Below are 21399 nucleotides of genomic sequence, written 5' to 3'. Positions count from 1 at the left end.
TCCGAACCGTCACGCACCGTGGACGTCGGCGGGGTCGAGGTTGTCGTCGTCCTTCAGCCTGATGCTCCAGACGGTGTCCTTCATGGACGTCCCAAGCACGCTGTCGAGGTCACCACGGAGCTGTGCCGCGGTGGGGAAGTTGAGCGTCATCAGGAAACCTCCTGGTCGTCGGCCGGTACCGCACCGGCGATCAAGGGCCGAGTGTAATCAGGTCTGATCTTCTTGAGAAGGTGTGGCGGCGGCGAGGATCATCTGCCGGTCGTCGCCGTGCTCGAAGAGGCGCACGCGGAAGCCGCAGCGGGTGAGCTGGTCTCTCACGGCCGCGCCGTCCTGGTAGAGGTAGCGCCAGACGAGCACGCGGTCGCCCGGCTCGAACGACACCGTCCGCGCGCCAAAGGCCACGGCGACCGGCTCGGCGAACCGCACCCGGACGAAGACCTCGCTGCGGACGGGGTCGAAGCCGGTCTCGGTGACGTACCAGGAGCGGTCGATGCCGAGCAGGTCCAGCCCCATCAGCTGCTGCGGCTTGTACGGGCCGCCGACGCTGATCTTGTCCATGAACGGCGGCCGGTCCACGCCGGTGTCGATGCGCAGCGTCAGCAGCAGCACGTCATGATCGTTCATGACGGCGCGTACGCGCCGCAGGAGCCGGTCGGGATCGGGCACGTTGTACGCGGTCCCGCCGGCCAGGACCACGAGCCGGGCCGCGTCGGGCTCGGCGGGCAGGACGCGGGCGAGGCCGGGCCCGGTGAAGTCGCCCTGGCACAGCTCGAAACGCTGCTCGGGGAAGTCGGCGCGAAGGGCCTCCCCCGCCAGGTCGAGGATCTCGGCGCTGATGTCGATCCCTCGGTAACCGGCCAGCCGGGACGCGTCCAGGAAATGGCGGATGAGCCCGCGCACGGGACGCGTCGTACCGGGCCCCAGGTCGACGATCCGCACCGGCGACGACGGCGGCGCGAGCGCGAGGAGCGCCCCGGCGTGCCGCTCGGGCAGCGTCTCCATGCCTGACTGCGCTTCGCCCGCGCGCCACAGCTCGCTGCCGTCGCCGAGGTAGGTCAGCTCGTACGGGAACTCGCCCCGCTCCTCGATCGCGTCGGCGATCGCGTCGATCTGTGCCGCCGAGTAAGTCCGGTGGAAGTCCTCACCCGGCGACACCACATGTCGTTCCACACCCATGACGCCCGACCGTACCGGGCCCGGGTCAGGAGACGGTGATCGTCCCGTCGGAGTTGCGGGCGCACGTGACGCTCGCGCGCGGCCCCGCGGCGGCGGCGCCGCTCAGGCACTGGCCGAGGACCGTGTGGCCGGCGGCGTTGGGGTGCCACGACTCCTGGCAGGTCTGGAAGTAGGTGACGCAGGTGTTCGCCGCGCGCTGGATGCGGATCTTGTCCCACCCGGACAGGCTGGTGACGGGCGTACCGGTCGGTCCGTCCTGGACGCGGACCGGCGTCGCGAGCGCGCCGGACGGGCTGCCGGAGTTCTCGCAGAGGCGGGCCCCGTCGAAGGCGCGCTGGACGTCCAGGACGCGCACGTCGGCCGCCGGGCGTTCGGCCGCCAGCGTGGCGTGCGCGTTCTTGACCAGGGTGCCGAGGTTCTCGGAGAACACGTGCCCTGGCCCGAGGCTGGCGCGGTGGATCGGGCAGCCGGCGGCGTAGCGCTCGGCGCCGAGTGCGCGGAACTTGTCGCGGGTGTCCTTGCGGCCGTCCTCCTCGTGGTACGGCGTGGCGAGCTCGGGCGGCAGCGGGTTGGTGTAGGTCTGCAGGATCACCTGGTGGACGCCGTCGGCGTCGACCTGGGCGAGGGTGTCGAGTATCTGCCGCAGGGCGGCGGTGGTCTCGGTGGTGGCGGCGGCGACCTCGGCGGCGGTGGCCAGGTCGGAGGCGGAGCAGGGCTGCTGCGGCACCTCGCCCTTCAGGTACGCCCAGAACTCCCACCAGCCGGTCCAGGCGTCGGCGATGAACCGGTTGGCGCATAACGTGGCGACGTCGCCGAAGGTGAACTGGCTGTTGTTGGAGCCGAGCCCGATGAGGACGACGTCGATGTCGTGCGTCTGGGCGACGGCGCGCAGCTGGTCGAGCTGGGCGGCGACGGTGCGGCCCTCGGGGCGGGCGCTGGCGGGTGCGGTGATGTCGGCGGGCTGGGCGCCGGAGCAGGCGAGGTTGAAGCGTTGCTGGATGCCCGGCAGCGACGCCTTGAACAGCGAGGCGTTCGCCGACCGGTGGCAGAAGTAGGCGTTGCTGTTGGCCGCCGACCAGCCGGGGAAGCCCTGCGTCGTGCCGGAGGAGTCGGCGACGGGCTGGTAGTCCCCCGCGCCCTCGCCGCTGACGAAGCTGTCGCCGAGCGCGACGGCGGCGGTGGGGAGAGCCGCCTGCGCCGGTCCACTGTGCACGGCCTGGACGCCCGCCGCGCTCACGAAGAGCATGACGACCGCGGCGGCACGCTGGAGGAACCTCATGACCACCCATTTCCTACTGAATCAGTACGAAATTCGTGGGTTGATCACAACATGCCGCACCCGGCGCGTCAAGATCAGCCGTCGTCGAGCGCCGTGTAGTCGACCTTGCCGTTGGGCAGCCGCGGCAGGCCGTCCACCCGCTCGAACACCGCCGGCACGGCCACCACGGGCAGCCGGTCCAGCAGGTGGGCGCGCAACGCCCGGCGGTCGATCCGCTCCTGCTCGGTGACCAGGAAGCCCTTGAGCCGCGCCAGGCCCCGCGTCACGCCGACCGCGGCCTCCCGCACGCCGGGGAAAGCGGCCATGGCGTGCTCGATCTCCGCGCGTTCCACCCGCGCGCCGCTCAGCTTGAGCTGGTGGTCCGCGCGGCCGTGGAACAGCAGCGCCCCGTCGCCGCGCCGGGAGACCAGGTCACCGGTACGGTAGGCGTCCCCGACGCCCTCGGCCAGGCCGGGGCCGGAGATCACCAGCTCGCCGACGCCGTCAGCGTTCGGCTTTGCGATGGACACCCGCGCGCCCGGGACGGGGTGGCCGATGGGCACCCGCGAAGAACGGGCGTCCTCGGGGACGCAGCGGTGGACCGTGCTCCAGACGGTGCACTCGGTGGGGCCGTACTCGTTGTGGAGGATCGCCTCGGGCAGCGCGGCGTAGTGCGCGCCGACCAGCGCGGGCGGGCAGGTCTCGCCGGCGACGATCACCGTGTCCAGTGACCCGAACGCGTCCGCCAGGCCGTTGCGGAGCGCGAGCCCGTACAGCGACGGCACCATGAGCAGGTGGGAGGGCCGGTGCTGGGCGGCGAAGCGCGCGGCGGCGGCCAGGTCGGACGGGCGCTGGCTGGGGATGACCAGGGTGCCGCCACTGGCCAGCGTCCAGTAGATGCCGGCGACCGAGCTGTCGAACGAGATGGACGAGCACAGCAGGAACCCGGTGACGGGCGACGGGTAGTAGGTCAGCCGGGCGGAGGTGGACCAGGCGAGGGCCGCCCGGGAGATCGTGACGGGCTTGGGCGTGCCCGTCGAGCCGCTGGTGTAGCAGGTGTAGGCGAGCCGGGCCTGGCCGGCGGGGACCGGGCCGCCTGAGAGCGTGGTCATGCCGATGCGGCAGGACGGGCCGTTCAGCGGGACGATCATGTCCGGCTCGATGAGGGCGATCCGCGCCCCGCACGCCTGGGCGACGTCCTGCTGCCGCCCGACGGGGAAGGCGGCGTCGATGGCGACGTACCGGCCGCCGGCCCGCAGGACGGCGAGCATGCCGATCACCGCCCACCGCGACAGGTGGGCGTGGATCACCACGGGCTCGTCGGGTCGCAGGCCCGCCTCCAGCAGCGCCCGCGCGAGCCCGGCGCTGCGCCGGTCCAGCTCCCGGTAGGACAGCTCGCCTTCGCGGTCGGCGATCGCCGTGGCCGGGCTGGTCAGGTGCGCTTCGATGAGCTCAAGCATCGGCCAGCCGCTCCAATACGCTCAGGAACCCGGCGATCTTCTCCTCCACCCACTCCTGGCCGAACATCTCGGCCTCGCAGGAGACGATGCCGACCACCTCCTCGTCCACCCGCATCGACCAGAGCAGGTGCAGCGGCATCACGGGCGCGGGCTGCCGCTCCTCCGGCACGGGCGTCAGCAGCAGCGCCGGGTCGTCCGCGGTGGGCGCGAACGGCGACTTCGGGATGAGCTGGAACACCGGGAACGTGCGCTCCACGACCTCCGCTGGATCGAAGATCAGCGCGGTGAGGTCCGGCGCCTCGGGCAGCACCCGCAGCAGCGGCACGTCGTGCCGGTAGGCCGCCCGGCACACCTCGTCGGCGCGGCGGCTCAGCTCGTCCAGGTCGCCGGGGTTCTCGGTGGTGATGCGCAGCCAGAGCAGGTTGAGCATGAAGCCGGCCGTGTACCACTCCGACGGCTTGCGCCCGGCGGTGATGATCGGCACGACGGCGTCGCGGCGCCCGGCCCAGACCGACGCGGTGAACGCCGTCAGCAGCAGGGTGAACGGCGTCGTCCTGCGCCGCCGCGCCACCCGGCCGAGCCGCCGCCACAGCTCGTCGGGCACGGTGAAGCGGCACGTCCGCTGCTCGCCGCGCCTGCCGGGCGTCGGCACCGGCAGCGCGAGGTCCGCCACGCCGTCCAGCTGGTCCTTCCAGTACGGCAGCGCGTCCGTGATCGTCTTCTCCCATGAGGGCGAGAAGTCGTCGGCGGCGACCTCGGCGTACCCCAGGACCTGCGAGCCGGGCGGCGGGCCGCCCCGCAGCCGCGCGGTGTAGGCGTCGGCCAGGTCGCGCGCCAGCAGCGTCAGCGACCAGGCGTCCGAGACGAGGTGGTGGGTGACGATCACCAGCAGGCTGGTGCCGTCCGCGCACCGGCCGAGGTGCACCCACAGCAGCGGCGGCTCGTCCGGCGGGTACGCCGCGTTCGTCGCCATCGCGAGGAAGGCGTCCTCGTCGTCCACGTCGTCCACGTCGTGCACCAGCAGCCGGCCCGGCACGCTGTCGTGCACGTGCGCCTTGATGCTCTGGCCGGCGTCGCGGACCACGGCCGTGCGCAGCGCGTCGTGCCGGGCCACGACGTCGTCCACGGCCTGGCGCAGCACGTCTTCGTCGAGGTCGTGCGCCACGCGGTAGGCCGCCCGCACGATGAACGCCGGGTTGAGCACGCTGCCCGGCACGGCCAGCTCCAGCCCGAGCAGCAACTGCTGGGCGTAGGTGAACGGGATCTCTGTCGTCATCTGCCTCTCCTGGGCACGCCCGTGATGATCAGCTTCTTGAAGCCGGTGAGGAAGGTCGATCGCACGCGGACCGCTTCCGCGGCGAGCGCGACGTCGGCGAAGGTCGCGAAGAGCGTCTGGAAGAACAGCCGCAGCGTGAGCCGGGCCAGGTGGGAGCCGATGCAGTAGTGGTGTCCGCTGCCGAAGGCGAGGTGGCGGTTCGGCGTACGGGCCGGGTGGAAGACGTCCGGGTCAGGGAAGATCTCGGGGTCCCTGTTGGCCGCGCCGATCCAGGCGACCACCGGCTCGCCCGCCGGGAGCTCCACCCCGGACAGGCGTACCGGGCGGGTGGTGTGCCGCATGAAGTGGCTGCCGGGCGACGCCCAGCGCAGCGCCTCCTCCACCCCGCTGCGCAGCAGATCGGGACGGGCGGCCCAGGCGCGGTAGCCGCCGTCCCCGGCCAGCTCTGCGACGGTCGAGTTGACCACGTTCGGCAGGGTCACGCTGGCGCCGAGCAGCAGGCTGTAGCAGTTGGAGACCACCGTGCCGGGGCCTTCCGGCAGCATCAGGCTGATCAGGTCGTCGCCGGGGGCGCGGGCGCGGTCGCGTACCAGGTGCAGGAAGTACGCGAACAGCTCGCGGTGCGCCCGCCGCAGCGTCGTGGCCGCGTCACCGGCGACCTGGTAGTCGGGGTCGTCCTCGGCGCCGGCCGCCATGACCAGCGTGAGCAGGCGCGGCCGGTCGGCGTGCGGCAGGTCGAGCAGCGGCCCGATCAGCGCGAGCGGCAGCCCGCGCACGGCTTCCGCCAGGTCGAACGGCCGCCCGTCCAGGCCGGGGGCGAGCAGCTCGGTGATCGCCGCGACGATGGCGGGCTCGTAGGCGGCGGCCGAGCGCATGCCCATGAGCTTCTGCAGCGGGGCCCGCATCCGGTCGTGCGCGGGCGGGTCGGTGGCGGCGAGCTGCCGCCCGGCGGCCGGGTCGGGGCGGCCCAGCAGGTTGAGCAGGGTGCCGCGCTCGCTGGTGAAGCACGTGTGGTCGCGCAGGACGCGGTCCACGTCGGCGTACCGGGTGACCGACCAGAAGCCCCGCTCGTGCCGGTGCACCGGGTCGTTCTCCCGCAGCCACCGCCAGGCCGCGTACTGGCCGCCCGCCTCGAACAGGCCGGGGTCGGACAGGTCACACATGGCCGATCACGGCGGCCAGCTCGGCGATGGTCGGCGACAGGAACAGCGCCCAGGCGGGCACCTCGAAGCCGAACTCGCGGTCGATCGCGAACTGCACGTCGGCCGCCAGCAGGGAGTCGCCGCCCAGCTCGAAGAAGTCGTCCTCGATGCCGACGGGCGCGACGCCCAGCCTGTCCTCCCACAGGGCGGCCAGGCGGCGTTCCGTGTCGGTGCGTGGCGGCTCGTACGGCGAGTCGAGCTCGAGGTCGTCCCGTGAGGTGACAGTGGTCATGCCGGCTCCGTGATCAGGTTCCGTGGTCAGGTGAACGCGCAGGTCCCGGCCAGTGTGTCCGTGCCGGTGTTGAGTCCGCGTTGAGGATTCGTTGATGCTAAAGTCGGCGAACATGAAAACCGTTCCCATTTTCTTAGTGCTGCTGCTGATCACCGCCTGCGGCAGCGGCACGGCCGCGACCGGCGCCGCCCGGCTCACGAGCTGCGGGCTGCCGCTGGACATCCCGGCGCCGCCGCGGCGGGCGGTCGCCATGGAGCAGAACGCGGCGGAGATCATGCTGAGCCTGGGGCTGGCCGGTCGCATGGCCGGCAGCGCGTACCGGACCGATCCCGTGCTGCCCGAGCTGGCGCCGGACTACGCGAAGGTGCCCGTGCTGTCCGCGCAGTATCCGGGCCGTGAGGCGCTGCTGGCCGCCAAGCCCGACTTCGTCTACTCGATGCGCGCGTCCGCCTTCGCCCCCGAGGCCGCCGGCTCCCGGCAGGACCTCGCGAAGCTGGGCGTGCCCGCGTACCTGTCGGCCAACGACTGCGAGGACCATGCGCTCATCCCCGCGCGCGCCGAGTTCGAGGCGATCTTCAAGGAGATCGACGACATCGCCACCGTCTTCGGCGTACGCGAGCGCGGCCAGGCCGTGGTCGCCGACCTGCGCAGGCGGCTGCGGGCCGCCGAGCGGCCGGAGCACCTCGACGCCGACGTCATGTGGTACTACTCCGGCACCAGGACGCCCGCCATCGCCGGCGGCACCGGCCTGCCCGGCACGATCACCAGGCTGCTCGGCGCGCGCAACGCGTTCGCCGACGTCGACAAGCAGTGGGCCGAGGGCAACTGGGAGGAGATCGCCGCCCGCGACCCCGACGTGATCGTGCTCGCCGACCTCACCCGGGGCGGCGACGGCGACAGCGCCGAGGCCAAGAAGCGCTTCCTGCGCTCCGACCCCGTCGCCGCCCGCCTCACCGCGGTCAGGAACGACCGCTTCATCGTCGTCCCCGGCTCGTCCGTCGACCCGTCCATCCGCGCCGTCACCGCCGTCGAGCAGGTCGGCCGCGGCCTGACCCGCCTGTTCGGCAGGAAGGAGAACGCGTGACCCCGCACGAGCTGCTGGCCTGCTGGGAGGAGCAGCAGAGCGCGTACGTCGCCCATCGCGAGAACCGCTTCGAGGTCATGCTGGACGTCCTGCGCCTGCACGTCCCCGCCGAGCCGGCCGTGCTGGACCTGGCCTGCGGCCCCGGCTCGATCACCGGCCGGGTCCTGGCCCGCGTCCCGGGCGCCCGCGTGGTGGCCACCGACCACGACCCGGTGCTGGCCAGGCTCGCCGAACTCGTCCTCGGCGACCGGGCCACCGTGATCGACGCCGACCTGGCCGAGCCCGGCTGGAGCCGGCGCTTCACCGAGTGGCGCTTCGACGCCGTCCTGACCTCGACCGCGCTGCACTGGCTGTCGCCGCGGCAGCTCCTCGGCGTCTACACCGAGCTGGCCGCGCTCCTGCCGCCCGGCGCGGTCCTGCTCAACGCCGACCATCTGCGGTTCGGGCCCGAGCACCCGGCCCTGGCAGACGTCTCGGCCCGCCACGACGAGCAGGTACGGCGGGCCGCCTTCACCGCCGGCGCCCCCACCTGGGACGCCTGGTGGGCCCTGGCCGGGCGGCTGCCCGCGCTCGCCGAGCGGCTGCCCGAGCGCGAGCGGCGCTTCGCCGACCGGCCGCCCCAGCCGCTCGCGCCGCTGGCCTTCCATCTCGCCGCGCTGCGGACGGCCGGCTTCGCCGAGGTGGGCACCGTCTGGCAGTACCTCGACGACTACGTCGTCTTCGCCAGGCGATGAGGGCGGCGTACGTGATCGGCGCGGGGCTGCTGCTCCTGGCGTTGTCGGTCGCGGCCGCCGCCGTGGTGGGGGCGGTCGCGTTCCATGCCGGGCTGCCGGTGCGGCCGCTCGCGCCGCTGGACGACGGCATCATCTGGCAGCTGCGCCTGCCCAGGGTGCTGCTGGCCGTGCTGGTGGGGGCGGGGCTGTCGGTGTGCGGGGCCGTGCTGCAGGCGCTGACCCGCAATCCGCTGGCGGATCCGTACCTGCTGGGGATCTCCTCCGGCGCCTCCACCGGGGCGGTGGCCGTGCTGGTCCTGGGCCTGGGCTCCGGGGCGGCGGCGCTGTCGTCCGGCGCGTTCGGCGGCAGCGTGCTCGCCTTCTGCTGCGTGCTGGCGATGATCGGCAGGGAGCTCGGCAGCACGGTCAGGGTCGTGCTGGCGGGGGTCGTGGTCTCGCAGCTGTTCAGCGCCGCGACCAGCCTCATCGTCATCTGGGCTGCGGACGCGCAGAGCACCCGCGGCGTGACCTTCTGGATGCTGGGCTCGCTGGCCGCGGCGAGCTGGCCGAGCGTGGCCCTGTGCGCCGTGGTGGCCGGGGGCGGGCTGCTCGCGTGCGTGCTCGCCTCCTCGGCGCTGGACGCGTTCGCGTTCGGCAGGGAGGCCGCCGCCTCGCTCGGCATCGCCCCGGCCAGGACCGAGCTGACCCTGTTCACGGTCACCGCGCTCACCACGGCGGTGCTGGTGGCGGCGAGCGGCGCGATCGGCTTCGCCGGCCTGATCGTGCCGCACGCCGTGCGCGCACTGGCCGGCGGCCGTCACCACGTGCTGCTTCCCGCCTGCGCCCTGTACGGCGGCGTGTTCCTGCTGGCGGCCGACACCGTCGCCCGCACCGCCTTCGCACCCCGCGAGATCCCCGTCGGCGTGCTGACCGCCCTGATCGGCGTCCCCGCCTTCGCGCTCATCATGCGGCGGAGAAAGGAGACGCCGTCGTGAGCCTGCACGCCCGTGACGTCACCTGGACGGCCCAGGGCCGGCCGATCGTGGACGGCATCACCGTCGAGATCGCTCCCGGCGGCCTGACCGGGGTGCTCGGCCCGAACGGCTCGGGCAAGTCCACGTTCCTGCGGCTGCTCGCGGGGTTGCTGCGCCCCCAGGGCGGCGCCGTCCTGCTCGACGGCCATGACCTGGGCCGCCTGCCGCGCCGCGACGTCGCCCGCCGCCTGGCGGTGGCCGCCCAGGAGGTCTCCACCGACGTGGAGCTGACCGTCCTGGACGTCGTGCTGCTCGGCCGCATCCCCCACAACCGCCGCATGACGGGCGCGGACGGCCTCGCCCGCGCCCGCCGCGCCCTGCGCCGGTGCGGGGTCGCCGACCTGGAGCATCGCCGCTGGCCCACGCTCTCCGGCGGCGAGCGCCAGCGGGTCAGCATCGCCCGCGCACTCGCCCAGGAACCCACCGAGCTGCTGCTGGACGAGCCGACCAACCACCTCGACATCGCCCACCAGCTGGCCCTGCTCGACCTGCTCGCCGCCATCCCCGCCACCGTGGTCACCGTCCTGCACGACCTCAATCTGGCCGCCCAGTATTGTGACCACCTCCTGCTCCTGCACAAGGGCCGCCTCGTCGCCACCGGCCCACCAGGCCGGGTCCTCACGGAGGAGACGGTGGAGCGCGTGTACGGCGTGCGAACGGAGATCACCCGCTCCCCCACCGGCCGCCCGGCCCTCCGCTTCCTGCCCCGCGCCGCTCGGACGGCATGAAGGGCTGCGGGGCCCGAGCCCTGCAGCCCTGTCACCTCACTCGATCAGCCCGCGCCGGTACGCACTTGGCCAAAGCAGTTCCTTTCGGCGTGCGATACTGTGCCAGCATAACGATAATGATTTTCATTCCGCTATTGGGAGGCATGGTGTCAACCCCCGTCGTCCTCGTCGCCGGCCTGCATGACACGGCGCGCACCGCCGCCGTCGACGAACTGCTGGCCCGGCATCCGGGCTCCGTCGCCGTCCACCACGATCTGGGCGACGTCGTCCACGGCCGCGTGCGACGTACCGTCCGCGACGGCGTCCGCGTGCTGGACACGACCGACGTGCGCCTCGCCCACGGCTGCGTCACCTGCACCGTCCGCGAGGACCTGCTCCCCCAGCTCGTCCTGCTGGCGCCCGGCGCGTCCCTGCTGATCGTCGATCTGTGGGACACGGTCGAGCCGCGCTCGGTCGCCGAGGCCGTCGACTGCGATGAAGCCCGCGAGCTCCTGCGGCTCACCGCCGTGCTCACCGCCCTCGACGCCGCGGCCCTGCCCGACGACATCACCCGCGGCGAGCCCCTCGGCACGCTCGGCAGATCCGCGGCCGCGGGCGACCAGCGCTACCTGGCCGAGGTCCTGGCCCGGCAGCTCGAATACGCCACGGGCCTGGTGCTGCGCGGCGGGGACGACGACGACCGCGACCTGTCGCGGCGGGTGCTCGCCCACCTCGCCCCGGTCACCCCCGTGCACGGCGTGGCGGCTCTGCCGGCGGTCACCGGCCCCGCCCTGTGCACGTCCGAGCTGGCCGAACGCGTGGACCCCCGCACCGCGAGCCTGCCCGCCGACGCCACGACCGAGGAGATCGTCACCACGGTCTGGCGCAGCCGCCGCCCGCTGCATCCCGGCCGCTTCTTCGAGGCCGTGGACGAGCTGGTCACCGCGTCCGTACGCTCGCGCGGCCGCTTCTGGCTGGCCACCCGCCCCGGACAGCTGCTCGCGTGGGACGCCGTCGCCGGCATCGTCTCGGTCGAGGACGCCGGCCCCTGGCTGGCCGCGCTGCCCGAGGCCGCGTGGGACCTCCTCTCCCCCGCCCGCCGCGTGGCGGCCGCCCTCGACTGGCATCCCGAGCACGGCGACCGCGTCCAGCACCTGGTCTTCACCGGCCCCGACCTCGACGCCGGGCGCCTGCACCGCCTCCTCGACTCATGCCTGCTGGCCGACGGCGAGCACCCCGGCCACGACGACCCCTTCACCCTCATCCTCGACCTCAAGGAGATCGCATGAAGCCCCGCCGCGCCCCGCGCAAGAAGCCCAACCCGCTGCTCGGCGTGGACCGCATCGACTACAAGGACACCGCCCTGCTACGCACGTTCATCTCCGACCGGGGCAAGATCCGCAGCCGTCGCGTCACCGGCGTCACCGTCCAGCAGCAACGCCGGATCGCCCAGGCCGTCAAGACCGCCCGCGAGATGGCCCTGCTCCCCTACGCCTCCCGCGCCGAGCACCTGTCCTGACGGCTATGCGGGGCGGCGTCCCCAGGCGGAGATCAGCGGGGCGAGGGTGAGGTCGAGCTCGCCGGCGTCCACCGCGGCCAGGTGGGCGTCGATCTCGCCGTCGTCGGCCGGCCCCGCTTCGAGCAGGTCGGCGCGGAGCATGCGGACCGTCGCGCTCTCCAGCCGGGCGCAGGCCGCCCCGCCGACCGGGAAGAACGCGGAGGCCGCGACGTCGGCCAGTCCGGCCGCGCGCAGGGCGTTCGGCAGCGTACGGCCGAAGCGCAGGTCGGTGCCGCGGCGGGCCATCAGCTCGCGGACGGCGCGCCGCAGCCGGTTGGCGCGCCGCTGGGCGGAGCCGGTCTCATCCAGGCAGGCCAGCGGCTGCAGCTCGGTGTCGGCGTCCTCGACCAGCAGGAAGCCGCCGGGCCGCAGCGCCGCCACCATCGTCTCCAGCGCGCGGGCCCGGTCCGGCACGTGGACGAGCACGAGCCGGGCGTGCACCACGTCGAACGTGCCCGGCGGCGGGTCCGTGGCTACGTCGTGCCGGAGCACCTCGTAGCCGGCGTCCTCGGCGAGCCAGGACGTGTCGATGTCGGTGGCGAGCACGTGACCGGTCGGTCCTACGGCCGTGGCGAGCGCCTCGGGGATGCCGGGCCCTCCGGCGCCCACCTCCCAGCAGCGCGCGCCCTCCCGCACGCCGAGCCGGCCGGCGTGCCCCAGCGTGACGCCGTCGAACAGCTCGGAGATCCAGGTGAACCGCTCGCCCGCCTCCGTCCTGGCGTTGTCGAGGAGGTAGCGGTGCGGCTTCGATGCGTTCATGCTCCCCATCCTCGCGGCACTCGCCTATAGTCATGACTATGACTACTCACATTCATGAGTATGGCTGATGGCTCTCCGGCACGCGGTGCTGGCGGCGCTGCTCGACGGCGAGTACAGCGGCTACCAGCTCACCAAGATCTTCGACATCGGCGTCTCCAACTTCTGGTACGCCGCTCCCCAGCAGCTCTACGCCGAGCTGACCAAGCTGGAGGCCGACGGCCTGGTCACGGGCCGGGAGGTGGTCCAGCGGGGCCGCCCCAACAAGCGCGTGTTCAAGGTGACCGAGGCCGGGCTGGCCGAGCTGGCCGCGTTCGCCGAGGCTCCGGCCAGACCGCTGGTGCTGCGTGACGACCTGGCCGTCAAGGTGCACGCCGTGGACCTGCTCGACGCCGGGCCGGTGATCGAGCAGCTGCACGAGCGGGCGCGGCAGGAAGAGGCCAAGCTGGAGATCTTCGAACGGACCCTCGCCGGCCTGCGCGGCGACCTGGACGAGGAGACGTTCCTGCGCGACGGCGGCCCCGTGGGCCCGTACCTGTCCTGCCAGGCCGGCTGCCGGCTGGCCCGCGAGACGCGCGACTGGTGCCTGCGTACCGCGCGGACGCTGGAGGCGCGCGCCCGCGCGCACATCGGGAAGGAGACCTCATGACCACCTACGCGCGTTACGTCGCGCTCGGGGACAGCCAGACCGAGGGGCTCGGCGACGGCGACGACGTCAGCGGCCACCGTGGCTGGGCCGACCGCCTCGCCGAACATCTGGCTCGCGTCCACCCCGGACTGCGTTACGCCAACCTGGCCGTGCGCGGCCGGGCGGCGGCGCAGATCCGCGACGAGCAGCTGGCCGCCGCGCTCGCGCTGCGGCCCGACCTGGTCACGGTCATGGCGGGCATGAACGACATCATCCGCCCCGGCTTCGACGCCGCCGCGGTGGCGGGCGCGGTGGAGGAGATGTTCGCCGCTCTCACCGGGGCGGGAGCGCGGGTGGTCAGCGTGACGTTCCCCGACATCGCCAAGATCGCCCCCATGGCCCGGCCGCTGCGTCCCAGGGTGCTCGACCTCAACGACCGCATCCGCTCGGCCGCCGCCCGTCATGGGGTCGCGCTGGTGGACACGTTCGCGATGGAGTTCGTCACGGACGCGCGGATGTGGAGCGTGGACCGTCTGCACGCGAGCCCGGTCGGACACGCCCGCATCGCCGCCGCCATGGCCCACACGCTGGGCCTGGCCGGCAGCGATGACGCGTGGATGCTGCCCTTCCCGCCCCTGCCTCCTGCGGCGAGGTGGCGGGTGGCGGCGGACGAGGTGCGCTGGTTCGCGACCTTCGCGGGCCCCTGGATGGCCCGCCGCCTCCGCGGCCGCTCCTCAGGCGACGGCCGCACCGCCAAGCGCCCGGATCTCACCCCGTGGGCGCAGCCGACCTCCGGAGAGCCGGCGCGCTGATCGCCGCCTGATGGGCGATCTTCTCCCGGGGTCGGCGTCCTTCGATCACGTCGCCGCGGGGCGCCGGACGGTGAAGTCGTCCGGCAGCAGCGCGCGGCAGGCCGGCGGGATCGGTTCGTTCACTCCCGCGACCTGGCGGCGGTTCAGGGGCGTCGAGCTGCCGCCAGCGCCGTACGGATCTGCTCGGCGTTCGCCGGGCCGCCGGGGTCGTCCCCGGTCATCTCCTGCTGGTTCTTGAAGTACACCCCCACGTACGCCGGGGTGTCGCGCTGGAAGCGCCAGCTTTCCGCGAGGGTTCCCGCGTCGTAGGTGTCGTAGCCGAGCAGGTCGATCAGCTCGCTCGCGGCGGCCTTCGCCTCGGCCGAGTCGCCGGCGATGGGCAGGACCGTACGGTCGGGCGCGCCCGACGGGCGGGCCAGGGCCACCAGATGGTTGACCCAGATGTTGTTGAACGCCTTGACGACCTTGCTGTCGGGCAGGTGCCGCTGGAGCAGCTCGCTGGTCGTGACCTGCTCGGCGTCCAGCTCCGGGATCGACCCGTCGCGCTCGGGATAGTAGTTGGTCGTGTCGAGGACGACCTTGCCCGCCAGCGGTGCCACCGGGACCTGGTGATGGTGCTTGAGCGGGATGGAGACCACGACCCAGTCGCCGGCGGCGCCGGCTTCGGCGGGAGTGGCGGCACGGGCCAGGGGGCCCAGCTCTTTGACCAGGCCGGCCAGGGTGTCCGGGCCGCGGGAGTTGCTGAGGACGACGTTCAGGCCGGCGTTGACGGCGAACCTGGCGATGGCGCCGCCGATGTTCCCGCTGCCGATGATTCCCAGGGTGCGCTGGTCGGACATGTGAGGACCTCCTAGAATCGGGATGGGCATCCCGCTTATTGCCGGACTATACGGGACGTCCATCCCGGTTGTCGACGGAGAGGTACAGGTCATGGCTGACGAGCGCTTGCGGGCCGACGCGCGGCGTAACAGGGCACGCGTGCTGGAGGTGGCGGCCGAGGTGTTCGCCACCGAGGGCTTCTCCGTGCCGGTGGCCGAGATCGCACGGCGTGCCGGGGTGGGCACGGGCACGGTGAGCCGACATTTCCCGACGAAGGAGGATCTGGTGGCGGCGATCGTGGGCAGCCGGCTGACCGAGCTCACCATCAAGGCCGACGAGCTGGCCCGCCGAGAGGATCCCGGCACCGCCTTCTTCGCCCTCTTCATCGCCTTCGTACGAGCGGGCGCGGAGGACTGCGGCCTGGCCGAGGTGGCGGGGGACGATCGCCGGCTGGACGAGCTGGACGAGCGCGCGGGCGCCGACCTGTGCGGCCGGCTGCAGGAGTTGCTCGCCGCCGCCCAGAAAGCCGGCGCCGTACGCCCCGACGTCTCTTACGCGGACGTCAGGGCGTTGATGTCAGCGTGCATGACGAGGAAGGACGGGCTGGAGCCGATCCTCGGCGTCGTCACCGACGGATTAAGCACGGATAAGCACGGATAAGCACGCCCTGAGCACGCTCTGACACGGTCTGAGCACGGCCTGACGGCTCACCGGCCCTCACGCGCCGCCCACGAGGCGACCGCGTGCACGGCCTGGATCAGGGAGCGGCCGCTGTCGGTGAGATGGTAGAGCACCTGCACGGGCATCGAGGGCACCACCTCTCGGCGCATCAGCCCGTGCTCCTCCAGCTCCCGCAGGCGCAGCGTCAGCATGCGGTCGGAGATGCCGCCGACCATGCGCCGGTACTCGCCGAAGCGGCGCGCGCCCCTCGCTCCGGCGAGCATGATCGCCGACGTCCACCGGCGGCTCATGAACACCATCATGTCGCTCGCGCCCTCGCACCGCGCGGCGTCGATCACAGGAGCCTTCACTTCTGTAGAACTAGTCACTCCATAAAATAAAGCAGCTAACCGGCGCTTTGGCAAGACACATCCGGTGCACCGAGGCTGGACGTCATGACAGACACAGACCTCTTCCGCCCGCTCAAGGTGGGCGTGACCACGATCGCCAACCGTCTCGCCATGGCGCCGATGACCCGCAGCCGCGCCACCGCCGACGGCCTGGTCACGGACGCCATGGCCACCTACTACCGGCAGCGCGCCGGGGCCGGACTGATCGTCACCGAGGCGACGCAGACCAGCCTGCGGGCGCAGTCGTACCCGACCACTCCAGGTATCCACAATGCGGAGCAGGCCGAGAGCTGGCGCCGGGTCACCGAGGCCGTCCACGACGAAGGCGGGGCCATCTACCTGCAGCTCTTCCACGGCGGACGGACCGGAGACCCGAGCATGCGGGGCGGGCTGGACGCACACGCGCCCTCGGAGGTCGCCGCGCCCGGCCAGACGTACACGCCGGACGGCCTGGTGGACAACCCCGTGCCCCAGGCCATGACCGGCGACGACATCCGCGCCACCCTGCGCGAGTTCGCCGACGCCGCGCGGCTGGCGATCAGCGCCGGGTTCGACGGTGTCCAGCTGCACGGCGCGAACGGCTACCTGCCGCAGCAGTTCCTGTGCCGGCAGGCCAATGTGCGTACCGACGAGTGGGGCGGCGACACGCGGGGGCGGATCCGGTTCACGGTGGAGGCGATGCGGGCCATCGCCGAGGCCGTCGGAGCGGAGCGCGCCTCACTGCGCATCTCGCCCGCCACCACCGTCCAGGGCATCGACGAGGCGGACACCGAGGAGCTGTACTCCGCCATGCTCGCCGAGCTCGCCGGCGACGGGTACGCGTTCCTGGACGTCATCGAGCAGCCCGGCCGGAGGGAGCTGACGGCGCAGCTGCGCGAGCTGTGGCCGGGCGTGTTCGTGCTCAACCCGCACCGGGACGCCGAGCCGCTGCCGCCGCACGAGGCGGTCGCGGACGGCCTGTCCTCGGGCGCCGACGTCGTCGCGCTCGGCGCGGCCTGGCTCGCCAACCCGGACCTGCTGCGACGGATCGCCCGGGGCGGCCCGTACAACGAGCCGGACGGCAGCACGTACTACGGCGGGGACGAGCGCGGCTACCTCGACTATCCGCCGCTGGAGGGCTGATGGCCGCGCCGGCGGGAAAGGTGGCCGTCATCACCGGCGGGTAGGCGGGATCGTCCGGCGTGGCGGGCCAGTTCCACCGCGTCGGTGAGGCGCGTGTCGGCCAGGGTGATGGCGCGGGCACCGGGGTTCGCGGCGCCCGCGAGCCGGGCGACCACGCTCCCGGGCGGGGCCTGGACGAACAGCGTCGTGCCGAGCTCGCCGAGCAGGGCGACGACGTCCCGCCAGCGCAGTGTGGCGGCGACGCCGCGGGCCAGGTCGTCGAGGACGGCGTCCGCGTCCTGGAGCGCGCGGCCGGTACGGCCGCCGAGGTAGGGGACGGTGAGGGGGCGCCTGGGCACCGTGCCGAGGTGGTCGGCCATGGCGTCGGCGACGCCGGCGAGCAGCGGGCAGTGCGAGGGGACGGCGATGGGCAGCCGGTGCACGCGCCGCGCGCCGGCCTGCTCCGCCGCCGCTTCGAGGCGGCTCAGCGCGCGAACGCTGCCGGCGGCCACGACCTGCTGGTCGGCGTCGATGACGGCCAGGTAAGCCGGGTCGTCATCCATCGTGATCGACTCGATCAGGGCGCGGGCCCTGGGCACGCCGAGCCCGAGCACGGCGGCCATGCCGTACCCGGACGGGTAGGCGTCGCGCATGAGCTCGGCGCGGTGGCGCACGGCCGCGAGGGCTTCGGCGAAGGTCAGGACCCCGGCGGTGACGGCGGCCGGGAACGCGCCGGCGGAGTGGCCGGCCACGGCGTCGGGCGCCGCGCCTTCGGCGGCGAGCGCCCTGGTGGCGGCGACCCCGGCGACGCAGAGCGCGATCTGGGTGGTGACGGTCGAGGCCAGTGCCCGCGCGTCGTCCTGCCTGGACGAGCCGGGCAGGATGTCTTCGGCTTCCGCGAGGGTCGCGGCGACGGCCGGGTGGCCGGGCAGGTCGTGCAGCATCCCGGGCCGCTGGGTGCCCTGGCCGGGGTAGAGGAAGGCGACCGTCATGGGCGTGCCCAGGGGTCGTCGACCAGCTCGGGGCCGTGCGCGGTGCGGGCCAGGACCGGTCCGCCGGTACGGGCCCACTCGGCCAGAGCGACCCCGCCGCCCGGGGTCTCCAGCCGGCAGTCCACCCTGCTGGGAAGGGCGGCGAAGGCGATCACCAGCCGTGCGGCCGTGGCCGGGGGCAGCCGGTGTGGCGTGCGTACGAGCAGGTCGAGGTCGCTCGCGGGATGGGTGACCTGGTGCCCGGTGGCCAGCTCGAAGCCCACGCTGCCGACCGGACCCCAGACGGCCTCGCACCCCAGCTCCTCGGCCAGCCGCAGACCGACGGCGGACAGGGTGTCCCAGAGAGCGGCAGGCAGCGCAGCGGAAGCGGGAACGGACATGGCAGCGCGTCGAGCGGTGGGCAGGGCGGTGGGCAGGGCGGCGGGCGGCTCGGCTTCGCGCGGGGGCCGGTGGGTCAGCTCCTCCGGGCGCACGCGGCCGATCACCTCCCCTCGCGGCACGAAGGCGGCGTGACGCTGCGACCGCTGGGGCCCGCGTACGCCGATGGGGATCAGCCCGGGCGGGTGCGGCGCCCGACGCACGACGGCCCAGCCGCAGGCCGACAGCGACGCGGCGGCCCAGCCGGGCAGTCCGGCGCCGGCCGTCGCGCCGTCCGCGAGCCGCAGCAGGTCGTGCGGGCGCGCCGTCATCCCCATTGCCTCGCCAGTTCCTCGTGGATGCGGCGCGAGGCGGCCCGGGTCTTCCTGGCGCCCGGCGAGTCGAGGCGGTTGCTGAGGTCGCGGGGGCCCTGGCGGGCGCGTACGACGGCGGCGGCCAGCGCGTGGCGCACCTTCGTGGCGTCCCCCTCTGCCGGCTCGCCGGCGTTCTCCACGCGCAGGAGCTCGTCGCACAGGCCGAGCCTCGCCCAGTCGCCGACGTCGTACGACAGCGGCGGGAACCGCCTGGCCAGCTCGTCGAGCTCGGTCACCGTCCGGCGGGTCACTCTGGCCGCCGCCTGCTTGTGCATGGCGTGGATCACCACGCCGGGATCGTCGAGCGCCAGGATCTGGTTCGCCTGCAGGCCGTGCGCGAGCAGCCCGCCGGACAGGGCGTTTCCGACGATGAGCGAGATGACCGGATGCCCGGCGGTCCGGGCGGTGGCGTAGGCGTCCACGGCGGCGGCCAGCGCGTGATGGATGCCGAGCAGTTCCTCGACGCGGCCGTAGGCCTGGCTGGGCAGGTCGACCACGGCGACGATCGGGCGGCGGCGGCCGTCGGGCAGGTGCTCGTCCGCGGCGATCACGCCGGTCACCGCCTCGGCGATGGCGAGCCCTTCGCGCAGCCCGACCTCGCCCTCGCGGGCTCGGTGGTAGGGGCTCTCCGGGTCGGGCACGACGGTGATGAGGCGGGCGGTGTCGTCGCCCAGCGTGCAGTCGGCCGTGATCACGGACGGCACGACGTCGTTCACGGCCCCGTCCGCGAGCGCGTGCGTCCAGTTCCGCCCGCGGCTCATGACGGGTCTCCCTTCGGCGGCGCGGATCTCCCCCAGACGTCCGCGAGCGCGGACGGCGCGGGCGGCTGCTCAGGGTCGACGGCTTCCAGGCGGGCCCGCAGCTCGCCGACCCGCCGCGAGCGGTGCTCCGCCGGCACGCCCTGCCGTACGGCCTCGACCACCGCGGTACGCAGCGCGGCGACGTCGTCGAGGACCAGCGCGTCGGCCAAGCCGGTCCTGACGCGCTGCGTTCCGCCGTCGATCGACCAGATCAGCGGGTGGTCGGAGGCATCGAACTCGGCGATCCCCGCCTCGGACTCGATCACCTCGGGACCGTCGAGCCCGAGCCGGCCTTCGGCGGTCGTGATCAGCTTCGTGCACAGGCCGGCGGCGATGCTCATGCCGCCGAAGCAGCCCAGCGCCCCGGCGATGACGCCGACGACGGGCTGGAGGGCGCGCAGCTCCAGTACGGCCGCGCACACCTCGGCGACCGTGGCCAGACCCAGGTTGGCCTCCTGCAGGCGGACGCCGCCGGTCTCCAGCAGCAGCACCGCGGCGGTCGGAGTGCCGTCGCGGCTGTCGCGTGCCGCCAGAGACAGCGCGGCGGTGATCTTCGCGCCGGAGACCTCGCCGATGCCGCCGCCCTGGAAGGCCTGTTCGATGCCGATCACGACCGCGTGCCGCCCGTCCAGGCCGCCCTTGACCACGACCACGCCGTCGTCGGACTGCGGGACGACGCCCTGCGGCTCCAGCCATGGCGACTCGATGCGGTCGAAGGGGCCGCACAGTTCGCGGGCCGTGCCCTCGTCCAGCAGGGCTTCGGCCCGTTCCCTGGCGTTCAGCTCGATGAAGCTGGTGCGGTCGAGCAACGACTCCCACCCGGTGTCCGTCATGGGTTGCCCTCCTCGATGGCCTGCCGCAGGCGCAGGGTCACCACGCCCGGTGTGGCGCCGAAGTCGTTGAGCTCGAAGGCGGCCGCTATGCGGTGCCGGGCGAAGAAGCGCTCCAGCACGGTCCGCCACACCGTGTCGAACCCCTCGACGCTGGTGCGCACCCGCACCCGGGCGGTGTCGTTCGCCGGGGTCATCAGGACCTCCAGGTCCCCCGAGCCCACGACCCCGACGTGGCTGGGCCGGGCGGCCGGACGGTCGGCGGGGAACTCGTACCTCAGCGTCTGCATGCGGGCACCTCCTGCTCACGGCGTTCCGGCCAGGGCACCGTGTCGAGGAAGAGCGCGGCGGCCAGCAGGTCGCCGCTCCCGCCCGGTGACAGGCGCCGCTCGCGGAGCGCGTTGTCCAGTTCCATGAGCGCGGCACGGCCTGAGGCGGTGCCCGCGCCTCCTTCGGTCAGGACCCGCCGGGCGCCGAGCCGTACGGCGCGCAGGCCGTCGGGGCCGCCGCGATGCAGGACGCAGGTGTCGTCGAGCAGGCTCATCACCGCCAGCAACGCGTCGAGCCGGGCCGTCTCCTCGCCGAGACCGGCCGCCCTGCCTTGTCGGAGGCGCGGCAGCGCGACCTCCGTGACGTGCGGGAAGGCGTTCTCCGCCTCCTCGCGGGCGCCGCCCGCCCCATGGCGCCGCCGGGCCTGCTCGCCGTGGGACGGCTCCCCCGCCGGGACCCGCCGGTCGGGCAGGGCGGCCAGCCGGGCGGCGGCGCGGGCGGCCGCGCGTTCGTCGGCCGCGCCACCGGCGACGGCGGCGACCAGCAGCCCGAGTGCCCACAGGGCTCCGCGATGGGTGTTGATCCCGCCGGTGGCCCGCACCATGGCCTGCTCGCCCCGGCGGCCGAGCACGCCCAGCTTCTCCCGGAGCGCGACGCCGGCGGGAGTCCGCCCGGCGGCCTGCGCGATCTGTGCGAACGTGGGGCGCAGCGCTTGCGCGGAGGCCAGCATGAGCGGCAGGTCCATGTCGTCGTGGGCGCCGCCGCCGCGGCGGTCGACCAGCCCTGGTTTGGGGCTGAGCTGGGCCTCGGCGCGCAGCGAGCGGACCGCCGCGTCGGCGAGCAGGGCCGGGGCCGCGGACGGCCTGGCGGGCTCGATCATGGTCATCGGC

General features: G+C 73.6%; 26 protein-coding genes. 10 read left to right on the top strand and 16 right to left on the bottom strand.

From position 1 onward, the window contains the following. Positions 1 to 9 precede the first annotated feature (9 nt). The 7 genes from ACFFR3_RS42795 to ACFFR3_RS42765 form a co-directional block, all read right to left on the bottom strand. A complete protein-coding gene (locus ACFFR3_RS42795) occupies positions 10 to 150 on the bottom strand; it encodes a hypothetical protein (protein ID WP_345405147.1) in 141 nt (46 codons plus the stop codon). Positions 151 to 207: 57 nt separating this feature from the next. Then, a complete protein-coding gene (locus ACFFR3_RS42790) occupies positions 208 to 1176 on the bottom strand; it encodes an L-histidine N(alpha)-methyltransferase (RefSeq protein WP_379485005.1) in 969 nt (322 codons plus the stop codon). 25 nt (positions 1177 to 1201) lie between these two features. Then, positions 1202 to 2455, bottom strand: coding sequence for an SGNH/GDSL hydrolase family protein (locus ACFFR3_RS42785; RefSeq protein WP_345405138.1), 1254 nt, complete (start codon positions 2453 to 2455; stop codon positions 1202 to 1204). A 74-nt stretch (positions 2456 to 2529) separates the two neighbouring features. Further along, entirely contained in the window at positions 2530 to 3894 is a 1365-nt protein-coding gene (locus ACFFR3_RS42780; protein WP_345405135.1) for an amino acid adenylation domain-containing protein, read from the bottom strand. Then, the gene (locus ACFFR3_RS42775) at positions 3887 to 5170 is read right to left on the bottom strand and encodes a condensation domain-containing protein (RefSeq protein WP_345405132.1); all 1284 of its coding nucleotides are present in this window, start codon (positions 5168 to 5170) and stop codon (positions 3887 to 3889) included. Before ACFFR3_RS42775 ends, ACFFR3_RS42780 begins: the two co-directional genes overlap by 8 nt. Next, positions 5167 to 6333 (bottom strand): cytochrome P450, encoded by a 1167-nt coding sequence (locus tag ACFFR3_RS42770; protein WP_345405129.1) that lies wholly within the window; start codon positions 6331 to 6333, stop codon positions 5167 to 5169. The genes ACFFR3_RS42775 and ACFFR3_RS42770 overlap by 4 nt, the downstream gene beginning before the upstream one ends. Next, a complete protein-coding gene (locus ACFFR3_RS42765) occupies positions 6326 to 6604 on the bottom strand; it encodes a phosphopantetheine-binding protein (protein WP_364381928.1) in 279 nt (92 codons plus the stop codon). The genes ACFFR3_RS42770 and ACFFR3_RS42765 overlap by 8 nt, the downstream gene beginning before the upstream one ends. A gap of 136 nt (positions 6605 to 6740) precedes the next feature. Between ACFFR3_RS42765 and ACFFR3_RS42760 the strand changes: the two genes are divergently transcribed. The 6 genes from ACFFR3_RS42760 to rpsR all read left to right on the top strand — a co-directional run bounded on the left by ACFFR3_RS42760 (position 6741) and on the right by rpsR (position 11661). After that, on the top strand, positions 6741 to 7688 hold the full coding sequence (locus ACFFR3_RS42760; protein ID WP_379485004.1) for an ABC transporter substrate-binding protein: 948 nt from the start codon (positions 6741 to 6743) through the stop codon (positions 7686 to 7688). Next, a complete protein-coding gene (locus ACFFR3_RS42755) occupies positions 7685 to 8422 on the top strand; it encodes a class I SAM-dependent methyltransferase (protein ID WP_345405121.1) in 738 nt (245 codons plus the stop codon). Before ACFFR3_RS42760 ends, ACFFR3_RS42755 begins: the two co-directional genes overlap by 4 nt. Further along, entirely contained in the window at positions 8419 to 9396 is a 978-nt protein-coding gene (locus tag ACFFR3_RS42750) for a FecCD family ABC transporter permease (RefSeq protein WP_379485003.1), read from the top strand. Before ACFFR3_RS42755 ends, ACFFR3_RS42750 begins: the two co-directional genes overlap by 4 nt. Then, positions 9393 to 10163, top strand: a complete 771-nt coding sequence (locus tag ACFFR3_RS42745) for an ABC transporter ATP-binding protein (RefSeq protein WP_379485002.1) — start codon at positions 9393 to 9395, stop codon at positions 10161 to 10163. The genes ACFFR3_RS42750 and ACFFR3_RS42745 overlap by 4 nt, the downstream gene beginning before the upstream one ends. Positions 10164 to 10306: 143 nt before the next feature. Beyond that, entirely contained in the window at positions 10307 to 11431 is a 1125-nt protein-coding gene (locus ACFFR3_RS42740) for a CobW family GTP-binding protein (protein WP_364381913.1), read from the top strand. Further along, positions 11428 to 11661, top strand: coding sequence for a 30S ribosomal protein S18 (gene rpsR, locus ACFFR3_RS42735; RefSeq protein ID WP_345409822.1), 234 nt, complete (start codon positions 11428 to 11430; stop codon positions 11659 to 11661). The genes ACFFR3_RS42740 and rpsR overlap by 4 nt, the downstream gene beginning before the upstream one ends. A 3-nt stretch (positions 11662 to 11664) precedes the next feature. On the opposite strand, the gene ACFFR3_RS42730 is transcribed toward rpsR, so the two are convergent. After that, positions 11665 to 12459 (bottom strand): methyltransferase domain-containing protein, encoded by a 795-nt coding sequence (locus tag ACFFR3_RS42730; RefSeq protein WP_345405115.1) that lies wholly within the window; start codon positions 12457 to 12459, stop codon positions 11665 to 11667. A gap of 67 nt (positions 12460 to 12526) precedes the next feature. On the opposite strand from ACFFR3_RS42730, the gene ACFFR3_RS42725 reads away from it, so the two are divergent. Further along, entirely contained in the window at positions 12527 to 13105 is a 579-nt protein-coding gene (locus ACFFR3_RS42725) for a PadR family transcriptional regulator (RefSeq protein WP_345405112.1), read from the top strand. Next, positions 13102 to 13896 (top strand): SGNH/GDSL hydrolase family protein, encoded by a 795-nt coding sequence (locus ACFFR3_RS42720; protein WP_379485001.1) that lies wholly within the window; start codon positions 13102 to 13104, stop codon positions 13894 to 13896. The genes ACFFR3_RS42725 and ACFFR3_RS42720 overlap by 4 nt, the downstream gene beginning before the upstream one ends. A 143-nt stretch (positions 13897 to 14039) precedes the next feature. Here the strand turns inward: ACFFR3_RS42720 and ACFFR3_RS42715 are convergent, their stop codons facing one another. Next, positions 14040 to 14735, bottom strand: coding sequence for an NADPH-dependent F420 reductase (locus ACFFR3_RS42715; RefSeq protein ID WP_379485000.1), 696 nt, complete (start codon positions 14733 to 14735; stop codon positions 14040 to 14042). 91 nt (positions 14736 to 14826) lie between these two features. Between ACFFR3_RS42715 and ACFFR3_RS42710 the strand changes: the two genes are divergently transcribed. Beyond that, positions 14827 to 15375: a TetR/AcrR family transcriptional regulator gene (locus ACFFR3_RS42710; RefSeq protein ID WP_379484999.1), complete on the top strand. Its 549-nt coding sequence runs from the start codon at positions 14827 to 14829 to the stop codon at positions 15373 to 15375. A 47-nt stretch (positions 15376 to 15422) separates the two neighbouring features. Here ACFFR3_RS42710 and ACFFR3_RS42705 read toward each other — a convergent pair whose 3' ends face one another. Further along, positions 15423 to 15746, bottom strand: a complete 324-nt coding sequence (locus ACFFR3_RS42705; RefSeq protein WP_364381895.1) for a winged helix-turn-helix transcriptional regulator — start codon at positions 15744 to 15746, stop codon at positions 15423 to 15425. 84 nt (positions 15747 to 15830) lie between these two features. Between ACFFR3_RS42705 and ACFFR3_RS42700 the strand changes: the two genes are divergently transcribed. After that, positions 15831 to 16907, top strand: a complete 1077-nt coding sequence (locus ACFFR3_RS42700) for an alkene reductase (protein ID WP_379484998.1) — start codon at positions 15831 to 15833, stop codon at positions 16905 to 16907. Here the strand turns inward: ACFFR3_RS42700 and ACFFR3_RS42695 are convergent. The 6 genes from ACFFR3_RS42695 to ACFFR3_RS42670 are packed head-to-tail and all read right to left on the bottom strand — an operon-like array spanning position 16886 to position 21395. After that, positions 16886 to 17878 carry an ACP S-malonyltransferase gene (locus ACFFR3_RS42695; protein ID WP_379484997.1) on the bottom strand — a complete coding sequence of 331 codons (993 nt, stop codon included), beginning with the start codon at positions 17876 to 17878 and terminating at the stop codon, positions 16886 to 16888. The genes ACFFR3_RS42700 and ACFFR3_RS42695 overlap by 22 nt on opposite strands. Beyond that, positions 17875 to 18567, bottom strand: coding sequence for a malonate decarboxylase holo-ACP synthase (locus ACFFR3_RS42690; RefSeq protein WP_345405091.1), 693 nt, complete (start codon positions 18565 to 18567; stop codon positions 17875 to 17877). Before ACFFR3_RS42690 ends, ACFFR3_RS42695 begins: the two co-directional genes overlap by 4 nt. Next, complete coding sequence (gene mdcE / locus ACFFR3_RS42685; protein WP_345405088.1) at positions 18564 to 19370, bottom strand: biotin-independent malonate decarboxylase subunit gamma; 807 nt, start codon at positions 19368 to 19370, stop codon at positions 18564 to 18566. Before mdcE ends, ACFFR3_RS42690 begins: the two co-directional genes overlap by 4 nt. Beyond that, on the bottom strand, positions 19367 to 20242 hold the full coding sequence (locus ACFFR3_RS42680) for a biotin-independent malonate decarboxylase subunit beta (protein ID WP_345405085.1): 876 nt from the start codon (positions 20240 to 20242) through the stop codon (positions 19367 to 19369). Before ACFFR3_RS42680 ends, mdcE begins: the two co-directional genes overlap by 4 nt. Then, a complete protein-coding gene (locus ACFFR3_RS42675) occupies positions 20239 to 20529 on the bottom strand; it encodes a malonate decarboxylase subunit delta (RefSeq protein ID WP_345405082.1) in 291 nt (96 codons plus the stop codon). Before ACFFR3_RS42675 ends, ACFFR3_RS42680 begins: the two co-directional genes overlap by 4 nt. Next, positions 20517 to 21395, bottom strand: coding sequence for a triphosphoribosyl-dephospho-CoA synthase (locus ACFFR3_RS42670; RefSeq protein WP_345405079.1), 879 nt, complete (start codon positions 21393 to 21395; stop codon positions 20517 to 20519). Before ACFFR3_RS42670 ends, ACFFR3_RS42675 begins: the two co-directional genes overlap by 13 nt. Between the last annotated feature and the right edge of the window lie 4 nt (positions 21396 to 21399).

It is taken from the genome of Nonomuraea salmonea, assembly GCF_042428605.1.
Classification (GTDB): domain Bacteria; phylum Actinomycetota; class Actinomycetes; order Streptosporangiales; family Streptosporangiaceae; genus Nonomuraea; species Nonomuraea salmonea.
Note: the sequence above shows the minus strand (reverse complement) of the source record. Positions and strands in the feature narration are given on the sequence as shown.